This window comes from Klebsiella sp. YJ (assembly GCF_002108615.1).
GTDB classification, from domain to species: domain Bacteria; phylum Pseudomonadota; class Gammaproteobacteria; order Enterobacterales; family Enterobacteriaceae; genus Klebsiella; species Klebsiella planticola.
In genome coordinates this window covers 172,316-188,422 of sequence record NZ_MTEG01000015.1, presented here as the reverse complement: position 1 = coordinate 188,422, position 16,107 = coordinate 172,316, and the positions used below count along the sequence as shown (strand labels likewise).

15 protein-coding genes and 1 pseudogene are annotated in these 16,107 nt (G+C 53.5%); 9 read left to right on the top strand and 7 right to left on the bottom strand.

Features of this window, described 5'->3' with window-relative positions; genetic code table 11:
• From BV390_RS17360 to BV390_RS17350, 3 genes and pseudogenes are all read right to left on the bottom strand, one after another.
• A pseudogene (locus BV390_RS17360) lies at window positions 1-2,052 on the bottom strand (calcium-binding protein); the annotation flags it as partial.
• Between the two features lie 249 nt (window positions 2,053-2,301).
• The gene (locus tag BV390_RS17355) at window positions 2,302-2,952 is read right to left on the bottom strand and encodes a hypothetical protein (RefSeq protein ID WP_085397143.1); all 651 of its coding nucleotides are present in this window, start codon (window positions 2,950-2,952) and stop codon (window positions 2,302-2,304) included.
• Window positions 2,953-3,483: 531 nt separating this feature from the next.
• Window positions 3,484-3,939 (bottom strand): MarR family winged helix-turn-helix transcriptional regulator, encoded by a 456-nt coding sequence (locus tag BV390_RS17350; protein WP_085397142.1) that lies wholly within the window; start codon window positions 3,937-3,939, stop codon window positions 3,484-3,486.
• A gap of 75 nt (window positions 3,940-4,014) precedes the next feature.
• Between BV390_RS17350 and BV390_RS17345 the strand changes: the two genes are divergently transcribed.
• Complete coding sequence (locus BV390_RS17345) at window positions 4,015-4,962, top strand: quinone oxidoreductase family protein (protein WP_085397141.1); 948 nt, start codon at window positions 4,015-4,017, stop codon at window positions 4,960-4,962.
• Between the two features lie 162 nt (window positions 4,963-5,124).
• On the opposite strand, the gene BV390_RS17340 is transcribed toward BV390_RS17345, so the two are convergent.
• A complete protein-coding gene (locus tag BV390_RS17340; RefSeq protein ID WP_049267042.1) occupies window positions 5,125-6,027 on the bottom strand; it encodes a LysR family transcriptional regulator in 903 nt (300 codons plus the stop codon).
• A gap of 121 nt (window positions 6,028-6,148) precedes the next feature.
• On the opposite strand from BV390_RS17340, the gene BV390_RS17335 reads away from it, so the two are divergent.
• A complete protein-coding gene (locus tag BV390_RS17335) occupies window positions 6,149-6,850 on the top strand; it encodes an SDR family NAD(P)-dependent oxidoreductase (RefSeq protein WP_032700195.1) in 702 nt (233 codons plus the stop codon).
• 89 nt (window positions 6,851-6,939) lie between these two features.
• Here BV390_RS17335 and rcnR read toward each other — a convergent pair whose 3' ends face one another.
• On the bottom strand, window positions 6,940-7,212 hold the full coding sequence (rcnR, locus tag BV390_RS17330) for a Ni(II)/Co(II)-binding transcriptional repressor RcnR (RefSeq protein ID WP_064793093.1): 273 nt from the start codon (window positions 7,210-7,212) through the stop codon (window positions 6,940-6,942).
• 120 nt (window positions 7,213-7,332) lie between these two features.
• Here rcnR and BV390_RS17325 point away from each other — a divergent pair, with 120 nt between their 5' ends.
• The gene (locus BV390_RS17325) at window positions 7,333-8,448 is read left to right on the top strand and encodes a nickel/cobalt efflux protein RcnA (protein ID WP_064385019.1); all 1,116 of its coding nucleotides are present in this window, start codon (window positions 7,333-7,335) and stop codon (window positions 8,446-8,448) included.
• Between the two features lie 405 nt (window positions 8,449-8,853).
• Here the strand turns inward: BV390_RS17325 and ompW are convergent, their stop codons facing one another.
• Entirely contained in the window at window positions 8,854-9,489 is a 636-nt protein-coding gene (ompW, locus tag BV390_RS17320; protein WP_032695859.1) for an outer membrane protein OmpW, read from the bottom strand.
• A gap of 273 nt (window positions 9,490-9,762) precedes the next feature.
• Between ompW and BV390_RS17315 the strand changes: the two genes are divergently transcribed.
• The 5 genes from BV390_RS17315 to yciA all read left to right on the top strand — a co-directional run bounded on the left by BV390_RS17315 (window position 9,763) and on the right by yciA (window position 14,681).
• The gene (locus BV390_RS17315) at window positions 9,763-10,176 is read left to right on the top strand and encodes a YkgJ family cysteine cluster protein (protein ID WP_085397140.1); all 414 of its coding nucleotides are present in this window, start codon (window positions 9,763-9,765) and stop codon (window positions 10,174-10,176) included.
• A gap of 25 nt (window positions 10,177-10,201) precedes the next feature.
• A complete protein-coding gene (locus tag BV390_RS17310) occupies window positions 10,202-10,945 on the top strand; it encodes a YciC family protein (protein WP_032700199.1) in 744 nt (247 codons plus the stop codon).
• A gap of 52 nt (window positions 10,946-10,997) precedes the next feature.
• Window positions 10,998-11,537: a septation protein A gene (locus BV390_RS17305; RefSeq protein ID WP_004860967.1), complete on the top strand. Its 540-nt coding sequence runs from the start codon at window positions 10,998-11,000 to the stop codon at window positions 11,535-11,537.
• A 462-nt stretch (window positions 11,538-11,999) separates the two neighbouring features.
• On the top strand, window positions 12,000-14,183 hold the full coding sequence (locus BV390_RS17300) for a TonB-dependent siderophore receptor (RefSeq protein WP_085397139.1): 2,184 nt from the start codon (window positions 12,000-12,002) through the stop codon (window positions 14,181-14,183).
• A 99-nt stretch (window positions 14,184-14,282) separates the two neighbouring features.
• On the top strand, window positions 14,283-14,681 hold the full coding sequence (gene yciA / locus BV390_RS17295; RefSeq protein WP_004860955.1) for an acyl-CoA thioester hydrolase YciA: 399 nt from the start codon (window positions 14,283-14,285) through the stop codon (window positions 14,679-14,681).
• A 27-nt stretch (window positions 14,682-14,708) separates the two neighbouring features.
• Here the strand turns inward: yciA and BV390_RS17290 are convergent, their stop codons facing one another.
• On the bottom strand, window positions 14,709-15,245 hold the full coding sequence (locus tag BV390_RS17290; RefSeq protein WP_032695857.1) for a YniB family protein: 537 nt from the start codon (window positions 15,243-15,245) through the stop codon (window positions 14,709-14,711).
• 133 nt (window positions 15,246-15,378) lie between these two features.
• Between BV390_RS17290 and hxpB the strand changes: the two genes are divergently transcribed.
• Window positions 15,379-16,080 carry a hexitol phosphatase HxpB gene (hxpB, locus tag BV390_RS17285; RefSeq protein WP_032688148.1) on the top strand — a complete coding sequence of 234 codons (702 nt, stop codon included), beginning with the start codon at window positions 15,379-15,381 and terminating at the stop codon, window positions 16,078-16,080.
• The last annotated feature ends 27 nt before the right edge of the window (window positions 16,081-16,107 follow it).

The following is a 16,107-nucleotide window of genomic DNA, read 5'->3' as shown; positions in this document are numbered from 1 at the left end:
ACTGAAGTACCCCTGGATAATCACGCTGTCCGCCCGGTCGCGGAAGCCGAGCACCAGGCTGTCATAGCCCTGCACCCGCTGCCGGGAAAGTACCGCCTGCTCCGCCATCAGCCCCTCCCCGAGCCGCAGCGTGTCCGCTCCGCTGCTCTCAATAATCGTGTCCTGCCCGTCTCCGGCGTTAAAGAGGTAGGTGTCATCCCCATATCCGCCCTTCAGCTGGTCATTTCCTTTTCCTCCCCACAGCACATCGTTCGTGTTTTTGCCCGTCACGACATCCGCATTGTCACTGCCGGTAAATGTCAACGCCTCAGGAATACCTAATCTCACCCGGACATCTGCAAAGGATGGCAGGTATTCCATCCAGGCATACAGGACATTACTCACCTGCAGATAGCGCCCCATGTCCGTCTGCATCAGAGTATTCAGATGCGCCTCAAATGCCTCAAAGTTCAGCGTCAGACCGCTGAGATCGGGGCTTAGCTGCAGATGAATAAAATCAAAATCACGGGTATATACTGTTGTGGCCAACAGGCAGGCTTCGGTATAGGCAGCAAAACGGCGGTATTCATCCTGTAATAAGGCCGCAGCGCTGCTCAGAGGGTTAACCGTACCGTTAACCGTGTTCCGGTATCCCCTACCAGCAGCGGTTTCGAGAACCGCAAGCTGTCGGGCATCGATATAGCTCCCGCGACTGTTTTCAGCGATATCCGTTACGCCTGCCCAGGTAAAAAGGAGCTTTTCGATGAGGCCAGACGCTTTAGCGGCCATGGGATCGGCCACAAACTGCTGAACCAGTGCGATAAGTTGCGGATTAAGACTCATTGCCGTATGCAGGTCGGCCATATTGCCAAACCCGCGGATATACGGTAGAGCCTGAATTTCAGCGGACAGGGTCACATCGCCTGTGTAGCGTGAGTATCCTTTGTTGGCCGCAAACCAGACGTCCGCCGATTGGCCGACCGCGCCATCTGAACGCGTAATGGTGCTGGTTTGCCGGTGGGCATTCCCCTGTTCATCAACATATTGTGACGTGCTGTAGCCGGTGCCAATGGCGGCCACACCGGCCTCTTCAAGGGAAAGTAACTCTCCTTCGTCAACCCGGCCGTTACTGTTCCCATCCTGCCAGATGCGCAATGACGCCCAGATAGCATCATCACTGTTCAACTGCCCGTCTTTATTTTCATCCAGCTCCTGCAAAGCCTGATAGCCATTGGCCGCCAGTTTGCCACTTTTCAGCAGCGTATTATTGCCAAAGAGTTCACTGCCGCTATCAATCTGCCCGTTGCCATCACGATCGAATATCAGCAACCCATCGTCCGGAGCCACCCAGCCGGTGTTTTCCGCAAACTGGTTGCCATCATGATCGAAGAAAACACCGCTGCTGACGGATAAGGTTTCGATGCCATCGCCGTCGAGGTCAATAATAATGGGGCTGGCCTGGTTTTCCGCACAAACCAGGCCAGGACCCATCACCGGATCCATAAAACCTGGCGTAAATAAATTCACCCCACCGATATTGATGGGGACAGGGCAGCCCTGAAGTAGCTGTTCGATACTGCTCATCAGCGTATCCAGCAAACTTTTATAATGCCCGATGATCTCGCCAAAATAGCTCCCCGGATAATTATCGCTCCCGGCGACCTCACCAAAGAGCGAATAAACCGATTCACGGGTGGTATTCAACCAGCTTTCCGTAAGATTAAGTAATTCGTTCGCCAGCGCGGCCTGTTCTCCAGGTATTGATTCAGCTGTACTCCCGAAGAGCTCTGTGATTTTGTCGCGGATGTTGTTATAGGTATGGCTGACGGCATTATCAATCACGTCTTTTGCATCGAGGGCATCTTCCACCAGGTCATTCATCGTGTAATCATTATTGCCATTAATTTTTTCAGCGACGCCGAAAGGCGACTGAACTGAATCCAGAAAATCAATGCCCGCGCTTTTAAGGATAAAACTGGCAGCAGTAGTACAGTTAAAATCACTACCGTCACCGTCCGGAATAAGATCGTAGAGCGGAGGGAATTCTTTAAAGTCGCTGATAGCTCCGGCCATACTGCCGTATTGTTCTGCCGTTATTTCAATGGTTAACTGTTCAGAGGAAGTTCTTTGCTTAAGATAATTATCGCTATCCAACAAACCTTTTTTATTGAAATAACCAAGATCAGTAGGTGTAAATCCAAAATAGACCACACCACTTCCATCACTGAGTTCCAGCCATGTATGAATCGCACCCTGCCCATTAGTAAACAGGGAGTCATTTTTAATAGTTACTGTGTATGACATAACGGCATCCCTCTAAAATCATTTACCATAAACCCGACCAAACTTAAAAGTATATTCAACAAAATCCGGATGGTGACTATATATGTCTGGAATAATTATGTACCGCCCTCTATCTAGCCAAAAACTGGCATAATACCGACCAGCTCCAGCACGATCAATGAGACGAATAGTTTCATTTCCACCCCCCCTATTTTCTGTTGGAATTTTTATTTTCCGAACAACCTTATCATCCACAACACTATAAATACCAACTTCACCCTCAATTTCCTTGTTGAACAAAGTTAAAATCTCACGTTCTCTCTTTATTTTAGCTTGATAGTAGTCCGCACTACTTTTCTTTATTTTAGTTTGATAGTAGTACGTACTACTTTTATTGATTGACAACCCTGTATCAAAAAGTATGCTGATGCTGTATTCCCCTGGAATTTCTACGTCCACATGAAGCTGCTTAGGAGACAGTTTTCTTAATGGCTTGTTACCAGCGTCCCCCTCTGCTGTGGATTGCGCCACTTCTGCACTGGATTGATCCGCGCGGGTATATGGCGATATGGCCAGGAGAAATAATCCGGCCAGAACAGCAACAATACGCCAGCATTGTTTTGTGGGAAATATTTTCTGGTGATAATCAAACGGCCTTTGCAGAGAGATGAAAAAGAGCGGGTGTTGCATATAAAACCCTTATGTTTGCCAATGTTAATTTAATGGGTTTTATTTACTCCAGATCTTCAATGAGATCAAACAAAATCAGACGATAATTTTATTTCTATAAAATTCAAGATATTAAATCACTGACGTAATACAACGACGAGAATATATCCATTCATTACATTTATAAAATAAAGGATGGCATTCACTAAATAAACCAATGAACGAAAACCACGCTTTTATTTCATCATAAATAATATAAAAACCTTATGTTTTTATCTTTTCCATTCGCCACCTTGATAAATCAAAACCTCTGTTTCTGGATTTCATCACAAGCCTTGCCTTTATCATCTAATCCGACAAAATGCTCAGCCACAATCCCCGCTGTTTTTTCACCAACGGATTATTATTACGGCTGAGGAATACGCCGCAACAAGATGGGGACTGCAATGCCAACAATCTACAAAACCGCAGATCGATTACAGACATTTGTCCAGATGTTGAGGGCACCACCAGACGTCAGAATCTCCTTGCCTCAATATCCACACCAGACAACTATTTCCGCTGCAAGCTGTCGGCGTATTTGCGCGTCAGGCGAAACAGCGCCTCTACCTCTTCCTCAGCCCACTCTGCCAGTACCTGATTCATCAGCCGTGTCCTCGCCACCGCGATGCGTTCAATCACAGCTTTTCCCTGCTCGCTCAAGGTGACTTCGCTGATCCGCCGATCCTGGGCATTAGGTTGTTTGAGCGCCAGTCCCTGCGCCTCCAGTTTTTTTACCTGACGACTGACGGTGGTGTAATCGCGCCCCAGGCTATCCGCCAGTTCCACGACCCCTACCGGCCCGTAACGTCCGATGGCCACCAGCAGCGGAAACAGAATTTGATCGATTTGGACATCTGCGGCCTGAAGCAGCTGCTCATCACGAACGGGCTGGTTCATCACGCTAATGATATCGAGCAACGCGCCGTGGAAATCGGTAATGTCGTAATTATTATGTGCATCTTGCATATATTTTTTAACCGGGTATAGTGCCGTTATCTATTATGTGCATTTTACACATAATTGCCTTCAGGAGATAACATTATGAAAGCAGCCGTAGTTTTCGATCTGCAGCAGGGCCCTGTCTGGGCCGATTTTACCGATCCGCAGGCCGATGCCCATCACCCCCTGGTAAAAGTGAATGCCGCCGCCATCAGCCATGTGGTGAAAGGTCGCGCCTCCGGTAAGCATTACAGTTTCGACGGCCGGCTGCCGTTTGTGGTCGGCATTGATGGCGTCGGAACGCTGGCCGATGGGCAGCGGGTCTATTTTGCCTTCCCCACTGCGCCCTGGGGCAGCATGGCGCAGTGGGCGCCGGTCGCCGTCGAAAACTGCCTGCCTTTACCAGATGACCTGGATGATATCACCGCCGCCGCGATGGCAAATCCCGGAATGTCCGCCTGGGCCGCGCTCGTAAAGCGTGCCGGACTGGCCGCCGGAGAGAGCGTGCTGATCAACGGCGCAACCGGCAGCGCCGGTCAGCTTGCGGTGCAGATTGCCCGCTTCCACGGCGCAAGAAAGATCATCGCCACCGGTCGGAATACGCAGATGCTGGCCGCCCTCGGTGCCGACGTCTGTATCGACTTAACGGCAGACGATCCGACGCTACAGGCACAATTCAGCGAGCAGGCGGCGCAGCAGGTTGATGTGGTGGTGGATTATCTATGGGGCCGCAGCGCCGAACTGCTGCTGCCCGCGCTGGCGAAACACAGTCCAGGCAACGCACCGGTGCGCTACGTGCAGGTGGGGTCGCTTTCCGGCGCGGAAATTGCGCTCAACGGCGCGGTGCTGAGAGCGGCCCCGCTACAACTGATGGGCAGTGGTATCGGTAGCCTGTCGATGCCGCAGCTCCTGGCGGCGACCGGCGAAATGCTGCAGGCCGCCGTTGCAGGCGGTTTTACCATCGCCACCACCCCGCTTGCGCTCAGCGAAGTGGCGAACGCATGGCCGCGCGACAACAGCCAGAAACGTACCGTTTTTGTGATTAATTAAAAAAATCGCTTCCGCACAAAAGATGGGGTTGATATCTTAGATGAGAACTATTATCTTTCTCATTACCGAATAGTTGAGAAAAACACTCAGGTATTCGGTACGACATTGCTCACATTGCTTCCAGTATTTTTCGCCCGCACTTGTGCGGGCTTTTTTTTGCCATCATGCCACCTGCCGACAAACGCTCAACACCTGCTGGCGCAGCCAGCCATGACCGGGGGCAAGCTCCTGACGCGGATGCCACATCTGCGAGACGGTAATCTCCGGTGTGCTGACCGGCAGTTCAAACGCGACGATGCCCTCCCGCATGCCATGATGCAGACAAGAAGCCGGGACCAGCGCCACCAGCTGCGAGTCTCGGGCAACCGCCAGCGCAGCGGTAAACCCCGGCACCACCGCCGCAATTTTGCGGCTCAGACCCAATTCCGCCAGCGCGTCATCCACGGGCCCACGGACCATCCCATGGCGGGAAACAATCACATGCTCGCAGGCGGCATAGCGCTCGGGAGTAATTTGTCCGCCCTGCGCCAGGGGATGTGTTGGAGCCAGTACGCCAACAAAACGATCGCGAAACAGTGCCTGCAGCCGAATTTCCGGCCCCATATTTTTCAGCACCCCAATCTCCAGATCCACGCTCCCGTCGCGCAGAAACTGCGGTCCTTTTTCACTTTTGGCGACGAAATTAAGCTTCACTCCCGGCGCCTGCGCCGCACAGGCACAAATTAATGCCGGGCCAAAAGCTTCGACAAACCCCTCGTTGGTACGCAGAGTAAAGGTTTGCTCCAGCGTCGGAAGATGAAGCGGCGCAGCGGAGTTGTTGAGCACCGAACGCATCTCAGAAACTACGTTTTGCGTTCGCGCTTTTAAGTTTTGCGCATGCGGCGTTAAGACCATTTTGCGCCCGGCTCTCACCAGTAACGGGTCACCGGTGACCTCACGTAGACGGGTCAGGGTGCGGCTCATCGCCGAGGCGCTAAGCCCTGCGCGTCGCGCCGCCCCCGCCACGCTCTCTTCCGCCAGTAAAATATCCAGCGCCACAAGTAAATTAAAATCGGGATCGGTCATTTGCGCTCCTGGGTTCAGTCATGGCGTCTGCTGCATCTTATTACTGAAAATGCTGCGCCTTCCGCCTGATATGTCCTATGACTATAGTCATGGACTCACGCTTTGCTCAGGGAGTTTTATTATGACCACGATCGTTCGCCCTACCGTCCTGATTGTCGGCGCTTCACGCGGTCTCGGCCATGCGATGGCCGCTGAATTTCTGCGCCATGGCTGGAATGTGATCGGCACCGTACGCGATATTCAACCCACCACCCCGCTGCATCAACTCGCGCAGGAAAACCCCGATCGGGTACGTCTGGAAACGCTGGATATGTGTGACAATGACCAGTTGACCGCGCTGGATACAAAGCTCTCCGCTGACCGCCTGGATATGCTGTTTGTTAATGCGGGTACCACCAATCGCGATCCGACGCAGACCATTGGCGAAGTCTCCACCGCGGAGTTTATTGCGGTAATGCTGACGAATGCCCTTGCGCCAATGCGGGTACTTGAACGCCTTCAGCACCATGTGACGCCGCAGGGCCTGCTGGGGGCGATGTCCTCAGGCCAGGGCAGCCTGACCAATAATCTCCGCGGCCAGCGCGAGCTCTACCGCGGCAGTAAAGCAGCGCTGAATATGTTTATGCGCAGTTTTGCCGCCCGCTCGACATCACGTCCGCTGGTGGTGATGGCGCCGGGGTGGATTCGTACCGCGCTGGGTGGCGATGACGCGCCGCTGAGTATCGAAGAGACGATTCCTCATCTGGTTAACGTGCTGCTGGCGAAACAGCAGAGACCTGGTCTGGAGTACCTGGATTATCAGGGAAGAACCGTGCCGTGGTGATCCGTTCAATGGACGACGTACAACCATCCCGGCATCCCTGACTCCCGTTTCAGGGCATGGAGCCAGTCTTATCATTCACGACCGGCTGCTTACTTGATATAGGAGTCGAGGACCTTGAGCACCACGTCCAGATCTTCTTCTCGCTTCGCCTCGTCCCCTTCATGAACAATGTGCTCGACCAGATGGCCTTTAATGACCTCACGCATTAATCCATTGACCGCCCCGCGTATTGCGGCGATCTGTTGAAGCACGGCGGCACATTCATGTGGTTCATCGAGCATTTTTTTCAGCGCAATGACCTGCCCCTGAATCTTGTTGGTGCGGGCTTTAAGCTTTTTTTGATCGCGGATGGTATGCGACATGCTGCAATCTCCCATGGAAAAGTCGTGGCTGATTCTACCATTACGATTCTACTGGGGGGTAGTATTTAGTACTGGGGGGGAGTAGAATCCAGACACCTTCCACGACCCAGAATTCGACTCATGACCGACTTTACAACACTACTTCAGCAAGGAAACGCCTGGTTCTTCATTCCAGGCGCGGTGCTTCTCGGCGCACTTCATGGGCTGGAGCCAGGACATTCAAAAACGATGATGGCGGCCTTCATCATTGCCATAAAAGGCACGGCCAGACAGGCTGCCATGCTCGGACTCGCGGCCACTCTTTCACACACCGCCATCGTCTGGCTGATTGCTTTTGGCGGAATGTATATCAGTAACCGCTTTACCGCCGAATCGGCTGAGCCGTGGCTGCAGTTGGTTTCTGCCATCATCATTCTCGGTACCGCCGTCTGGATGTTCTGCCGAACCTGGAAGGGAGAAAAAAACTGGCTGACCAGCCAGCAGGAAAGCGAGCGGCACCATCATGATGAATCAAGACTGATCGATACCGGTCATGGCGAAGTGGAACTGTCCATTTTTGAAGAGGGTCAGCCGCCGCACTGGCGTATACGTACGCTCAGCGGAAGAGAATGGGATGCCGGGACTGTTTCGTTAGTGACGCAGCGAGAATCGCCCGCTGGTACGCAGTCATTTGCTTTTGTCGATTGCGGTAGCTATCTGCAGTCAACATCCTCCATTCCGGAACCACATGATTTTCGCGTTCGCCTGTCGCTGGGACATCGCGGCCATGTCCATGATTACGACCTGGAATTTTGCGAGCATGAACATACGCACGATCATACGGAACTTGAAGGGCTGGATGTCGATTCCACAGCGTACCGGGATGCGCATGAGTTGGCCCACGCGCACGACATAGAAAAACGGTTCACCAATAAAGAGGTCACCAACGGGCAGATTTTACTCTTTGGCCTGACCGGCGGGTTAATCCCCTGTCCTGCGGCCATTACGGTAATGTTGATTTGTATCCAGATCAAAGCTCTGGCGCTGGGCGCAACGCTGGTGGTGAGTTTTAGTATTGGACTTGCCCTGACGCTGGTGACGGTGGGCGTGGGGGCCGCAATCGGCGTCCGTCAGGTCGCCAGACGCTGGGACGGTTTTCATACCCTTGCCCGCAGAGCCCCCTATTTTTCAAGCCTGCTGATTGCCGCGATGGGTCTCTATCTGGCTATCCACAGCGGGATCGTCCTGCTGAGCTAATCCTGTTCATCTTGTTCCTCTTCTTCGCGCTGAGTATCAAGAAGAGGAACAGGCTGACTGACCATAACCCCGCGGATTAATAGCCGCCTTTATCCGCTCGATTCTCGCCTCTTTTCCGTATTTATCTGTTGTTTGCATGGTACCGTCCGTCACCTAAGTACAACCCGTTACCATCACACTCAACAGTCATGCAAAGCTGTATCTTTGCTCTCCTTGCATCCCTCGCGGCAAAATTCCCCGGACAGGCAATTCATAAGCGATTATTAGACAAAATAACTGACCATCATCAGGGGGCTCGCTTGTGCGAAGCGGCATAACGTCACAGGGGATAACTGAGAGGGTCCGGAGGAAATAAAAAACTGGTCATATAATGACCAGTTTTTTAGAAGGGGTTTGCAGAAGAACTCAGAACCGGTAGCCGGCAGAGAACATAAACACCCACGGATCGATGCGAGTACTGACTTTCTGGTCCACGCCGCCGGCTTTAAATTTCACATCGGTGTCGATATCCATGTACCACACCGACATGTTCAGCAACCAGTCGCGGTTAATCAGGTAATCCAGCCCCACCTGACCTGCCGCTCCCCAGGAGTCTTTAAGACTCAGATCGCTCAACCCGGCATTTTTACCGGTGTCATTAAAGTCGGCATTAAAGAAGGTGGTGTAGTTAATACCTGCACCGATATACGGGCGTACTTTGCTCTGGGCATCGCCGAAATACCATTGCGCCATCAGCGTTGGCGGCAGCTGATTCACGGTGGCGATGGTCCCGGTCGGGCCAGTGCCAACCTTGTGACGGAATGGCGTGGCCGCCAGTAGTTCAACGCCGATGTTGTCCGTCGCCATATAGGTGAAGGTCAAGCCCAGCTGCGTGTTATTACTGACGTTAAACCCGCCCAGACTGCCTAACACGTTATCAGAACCTTCCGTCGGTCGAACGGTGGCCGAACCCGCACGAATAAAAAACTCTCCGGCTTCATGCGCCCAGACGCTGCCGGAAAGGGTACTCAAAATAATGCCAACCGCTGCTAACTTTTTCATATCCACTTCCTCATTATGGTTATTCAGCGCGGGCTAATATACCCATAACGAGTTACCTTTGATCCGTTCTCGATCACATAAAGTTGTGAGATTTAACATTTATTGATCCAGATTAATTTTTACTTTCATGGCGATACCAAAAAACTCACATTCACATCAATTTTCACTTTCCGGGCAGCGAAAAAATTTTTCCCCGCCCCTTGCCGCCTTCGATGCGTCTGGATAATTTATCTGCCGACAATCTGTGTTGATGCGTTTTTATCAGGTGTAATCATGAGTGAAATCAACCCGTGCATGACGTGCGGTGCCTGTTGTGCGTATTTTCGAGTCTCTTTCTACTGGGCGGAAGCCGACGATGCCGGCGGCGTTGTGCCGACGAAGCTTACCGAGCCGCTAACCCCTTTTCTGCGCTGCATGAGCGGCACCAACCAACGACAAAGCCGCTGCGCCGCCCTCAAGGGGGAAATCGGCGAATCGGTGCAATGCTCAATTTATCAGCACCGCCCCTCTCCCTGCCGCGAATTCGCCCAGTCCGGTGAAGGCGGCGAGGTAAACGAAGCCTGCAACCGGGCCCGCGCCCGCTACGGCCTGCCGCCGCTCATCCCTCTTTACAAAGATATACTTAGCCTGACAACGGCAGAGGCTGCTACCCACGAGGGATTTGCGGTACAATCGCCGGCTAGTTAACACCTGCAATACTCAAGGAGAGTGCATGTCTATCACGGCGAAGACCGTCTACCGTGACACGGGAAATTTTTTTCGTAATCAGTTTGTCACCATTTTACTGATTGCGTTGTTATGCGCGTTAATTACGGTAGTCCTTGGCCATGCTTTTTCACCCAGTGAAGAGCAGCTCTCGATTCTGAGCGAAGGGGATAATCTGGCGGGGAGCGCCGGGCTGTTTGAGCTGGTGCAAAACATGACCCCGGAGCAACAGCAGATCCTGCTGCGCGCCTCGGCCGCATCGACCTTCTCCGGTCTGGTGGGTAACGCCATTCTGGCCGGCGGCGTGCTGCTGATGATTCAGCTGGTCTCCGCCGGACAGCGGGTCAGCGCGCTGCGCGCTATCGGAGCTTCTGCGCCGGTACTGCCAAAGCTGCTGCTGCTGATCCTGTTCACCACCTTTGTGGTGCAGATGGGGATGATGCTGGTGCTGGTGCCGGGCGTGCTGCTCGCTATCGTGCTGGCTTTTGCCCCCATCATGCTGGTGCAGGATAAGCTGGGGATTTTTAACGCCATGCGCAGCAGTATGCGTCTGGTGTGGGCCAATATGCGTCTGGTCGCCCCGGCGGTGATTGGCTGGCTGCTGGCGAAAACGCTACTGCTGCTGTTTGCATCCAGCTTTGCGGTACTGACGCCGAACGTCGGCGCGGTGGTTATCAATACGATCAGCAATCTGATCTCTGCACTGTTGCTGATCTATTTGTTCCGCCTGTATATGCTTATCCGCAACTAAATTAACCTGGGCCGGGACTCTTCCGGCCCTATCTGAACGACGGGTCCGATGTATGAAGCAGTTTCTGGATTTTTTACCGCTGGTAGTCTTCTTCGCCTTCTACAAGCTCTACGATATCTACGCCGCAACCACCGCGCTGATTATCGCCACCGCTATCGTGCTGATCTATACCTGGGTACGCTATCGTAAAGTCGAAAAGATGGCGCTGATTACCTTTGTGCTGGTTGCTGTATTTGGCGGCCTGACCATTTTCTTCCATAATGATGAGTTTATAAAATGGAAGGTCACGGTCATCTACGCTCTGTTTGCCGGCGCTTTGCTGTTCAGCCAATGGGTGATGAAAAAGCCATTGATTCAACGCATGCTCGGCAAAGAGCTGACCCTGCCGCAGCAGGTCTGGTCGCGTCTGAATCTCGCCTGGGCGCTGTTTTTTATTCTCTGCGGTCTGGCCAATATCTATATCGCTTTCTGGTTGCCGCAGAATATCTGGGTCAACTTCAAGGTCTTCGGCCTGACGGCGCTGACGCTGGTCTTCACGCTGTTGAGCGGCGTGTACATCTATCGCCATATGCCGCAGGACGATAACCACTAATCAACGGCAAGCCGGGGGTATCGCTTTTGCCCCCGCTCTCCTTTGCGTTGCGTATTCCCCTCTCCTCGTTTTCAGCGCTTGCTCTTGAGACTCGCGTTATTTGCCGTTTTCCTGACCCGCGTCTTGCGTAGAAAACCGTTCAGTAAGCGCACTCACCTGTATCCGTCTGGCGGAACTGCGGCCTGGCATCAGCGGCAAACGTCCACCGAGTCTGAGACGAAAGAAGACAAACACTGGCCCCGATAACCCACCCACTCTGCGCCTTATTCCCCGCGGCGCCGACAGCTATCTCCTGCAGCCGACGTCAATCCCGCCCGTTTATTCACCATTTCTGCCATAACCCGGGAAAATTGCGCCAATTGTGAGGATTTGATGAAGATTCATTTGCACACATTGAAATGATAATAATTATCATTGATATTCGCAGTCTCAATTTTTAACGCTTTGATATGGATATTTACAATGAGATCGCAGAACTATTATGCCATTACGCCCCTCGCGCTGGTATTTGCAGGCTTTCTGACGCCCGACGCCTTTGCTGACGAGGTTGAACGCGATACCGAAACTATGGTGGTACACAGCACGGCTGAAGAAGCACTCAAGCAGCAGCCGGGGGTATCTGTCATCACCGCTGAAGATATTGCCCGGGATCCCCCGGTTAACGACCTGTCGGAAATCATTCGTAAAATGCCCGGCGTCAATTTAACCGGCAACAGCGCCAGCGGCAGCCGGGGCAACAACCGGCAGATCGATATTCGCGGAATGGGGCCGGAGAACACCCTCATCCTGATCGATGGCGTACCGGTCACCTCCCGTAACTCGGTACGCTACAGCTGGCGCGGCGAACGTGATACCCGCGGGGATAGCAACTGGGTGCCACCGGAGATGGTCGAACGCATTGAAGTTCTGCGCGGCCCGGCAGCAGCCCGCTACGGATCCGGTGCCGCCGGCGGCGTGGTCAATATCATTACCAAACGCCCCACCAACGACTGGCATGGCTCGCTATCGTTTTATACCAACCAGCCGGAAAACAACAAAGAGGGGGCGACGAATCGCGCCAACTTTAGCCTCAACGGACCGCTGGCCGGCGATGCGCTGACCATGCGGCTGTACGGTAACATCAATAAAACGGATGCCGACGCCTGGGACATCAACCATGCGCAAAATGGTTCGTACGCCGCCGGTCGCGAAGGGGTGCGCAACAAGGACATCAACGCCCTGCTGTCATGGAAACTGACGCCGCAGCAGATTGTCGATTTTAACTACGCCTATAGCCGCCAGGGCAATATTTACGCCGGTGATACCCAATACAGTAACGGTAACCTCAGCCCCGATGGCCTGGTCAGCGAGCTGTATGGCCATGAAACCAACCGTCTGTATCGCCAGTCCTGGGGACTGACCTATAACGGAATCTGGGACTGGGGCCAGTCCAAAGCCGGAGTCTATTACGAGAAAACCAATAACACTCGTCTGCAGGAAGGTTCTACCGGGCGCGTAGAAGGGATGATCAACAGCGATGAGTACGCCACCAGCCGCCTTGAATCCTGGCGTTCGACCGGCGAGCTGAATCTCCCCTTCCACTGGCTGGCCGACCAGACCCTGACCCTCGGAATGGAGTGGAACCGCGATGAACTCAACGATCCCGCCTCCATGCAGGCAACCAACGTCAGCGGCGAGACCATCCCGGGCACCTCAGGCGAGGCCTCCCAGCGCAGCACCACCAACAGCGCGACCCTCACCGGCCTCTACCTGGAAGATAATATTGAGGCGATGCCGGGCACCAATATCATCCCCGGACTGCGTTTTGACTACCACAATGAATTTGGCAGTAACTGGAGCCCGAGCCTGAACCTGGCGCAGGAGCTGGGCGAGATGTTCAAAGTCAAAGCCGGCATTGCACGTGTCTTCAAGGCCCCAAACCTGTACCAGTCCAGCGAAGGCTATCTGCTGTCGACCCGCGGCAACGGCTGCCCGAACACCATCAGCAACGGCAGCTGCTACCTGCTCGGCAACCCGGACCTCGATCCGGAAATCAGCATCAATAAAGAGCTCGGCCTTGAATTTAACCTCAACGGCTATAACGCGGGGGTAACGTGGTTCCGTAACGATTATAAAAACAAAATCGTCTCCGGTACCGATGTGCTGGGCTATACCTCGAGCGGCAACAATATTCTGCAATGGCAAAACGGCGGCAAAGCGGTCGTCGAAGGGCTGGAAGGCACCCTGCTCATCCCGATTGTGGCTGACACGCTGGACTGGCGAACCAATGCGACCTATATGATCAAATCGGAGAACAAAGATACCGGTAATCCGCTGTCGGTGATCCCGAAATATACGATTAACACCATGCTGGACTGGCAGGTCAACAGCAAGCTTTCGGCCAACGTCAACTGGACGATGTACGGCCGCCAGAAACCGCGTCAGTATGCGGAGATCCGCAACGAGACCGGCACGCTCGCCACGAATGAAGTCGGTGCCTATTCCGTTGTCGGTATCGGTGCGAACTACCAGCTGTTGAAAGATCTTCGCCTGAATGCCGGCATCAGTAACCTGTTCGATAAGCAAATTTATCGCGAAAACGCGGGCGCTTCGACCTATAACGAACCCGGTCGCGCCTATTACGCCGGCATCACCCTCTCCTTCTGAATACCCACGCCCGCAGCCGCGGGCGTATTCCCCTGTTTTCTCCCTGCCATTTTCATAGTAGCATCGCGCTGATCTTCTTTGACCAGCACAGAGTACAGAATGACAACAACAGATCTCACCCCGAAGGGCGAAATGGTTTTACGCACCCTGGCCATGCCAGCGGACACGAACGCCAATGGCGATATTTTTGGCGGCTGGTTGATGTCGCAGATGGATATCGGCGGCGCGATTATGGCCAAAGAGATTGCGCAGGGTCGCGTGGTGACCGTGCGCGTTGACGGAATGACCTTTTTACGGCCGGTGGCCGTGGGTGACGTGGTGTGCTGCTACGCACGCTGCGTGAAACGCGGCAACACCTCTATCACCATCAACATCGAAGTGTGGGTGAAGAAAGTGTCGTCTGAGCCGATTGGCCAACGTTATAAAGCCACGGAAGCCCTGTTTATCTACGTGGCGGTCGACAATCAGGGTAAGCCGCGCGCGATACCTGGCGAATAAAAAGTGCCCGGCGTGCCGGGCCATTTTTTACAAAAATCCGAGCAGCGAGAAGAACACATAGCCAAGAACAATCATGATAACCGGCAGGATATACAGCGGGAAGTACTGCACCAGAATCGTATGGCGAGGTACCACGATACGCGCCGCAATTTGCTCACGGCTGAGCCCTTCCGGCCCCTTCGCCTGTTCAAGAATCAGCTGATCTTCAACTCCTTCACGCAGGAACCTGGCCTGACGGCTCATGCGCGCGCCTGACGCCTGCAGCGCCATGCCGACAAACACCAGGATATAGATAATCCAGAAGCCAATATTCAGGCTGTGTTTAAAATCCGGCAGCGGCGAGTTGTACCAGAAAAAGTTGAGGAACGGCGTATTGAAACGCATCATTTCAATCATGACGTGCGCAAAATCCATCAGTACCGCATCAATGCCCGGTTTTTTTTCGCTGTGTTCGTACATAAACTTCAGTACCGAAATTAGCGTTGAAATCACCGCGGGTATAAAAATAACCCACCCTAAAATACGTTTAAGTACTGCAATGCGTCCAGCTTGTTGATACGTCATGGATTCCCCTTGTTTAAGACGCCTTAATCACCGTCTAAGTCTACCCTCAGCGGCGAATTTCGCCCAATAATGCGCGGTATGATATACCATGAGGACCAATTCGTTATCTACTTGCGCTACAGGAGAAGGACTTATGTCAGCCAGGCGACAAATTCATGCCGCTATTTTCGATATGGATGGATTACTGATTGATTCCGAGCCGCTATGGGATCAGGCGGAGCTGGAGGTCATTGAAAGCCTCGGGGTCGATATCAGCCGCCGCGATGAGCTGCCCGATACGCTGGGACTGCGCATCGATTTAGTGGTGGATCTGTGGTTTGCCCAGCAGCCATGGAAAGGCGCGGATCGCGCTGAAGTCACCGCACGGATTATCAGCCGCGCGATTGAGCTGGTTGAAGCCTCCCGCCCTCTGTTACCCGGCGTACGAGAAGCCGTCGCCTTGTGTAAGGCACAAGGGTTGAAAGTGGGCCTGGCATCGGCCTCGCCGCTGCGGATGCTGGAAAAGGTCCTCACCATGTTCGAGCTGCGCGAGCAGTTTGACGCCCTTGCCTCCGCAGAATCACTGCCGTACAGCAAGCCCCATCCTCAGGTCTATCTCAACTGCGCCGCCAGTCTGGGCGTGGACCCGATGGCCTGCGTCGCGCTGGAGGATTCGGTCAACGGAATGATCGCCAGTAAGGCAGCCCGCATGCGCTCTATCGTCGTTCCGGCCGAGGAAAATCGCCACGATCCGCGTTTTGTGCTGGCAGACGTGAAGCTTACGACGCTGGAGTCACTCAGCGCCAGCGAGCTCTGCGGCCTGCTTTCCGACCAGCGATCGGCGCACAGCGGTTGAACCATCACAAAAAATAAAACGATGTTT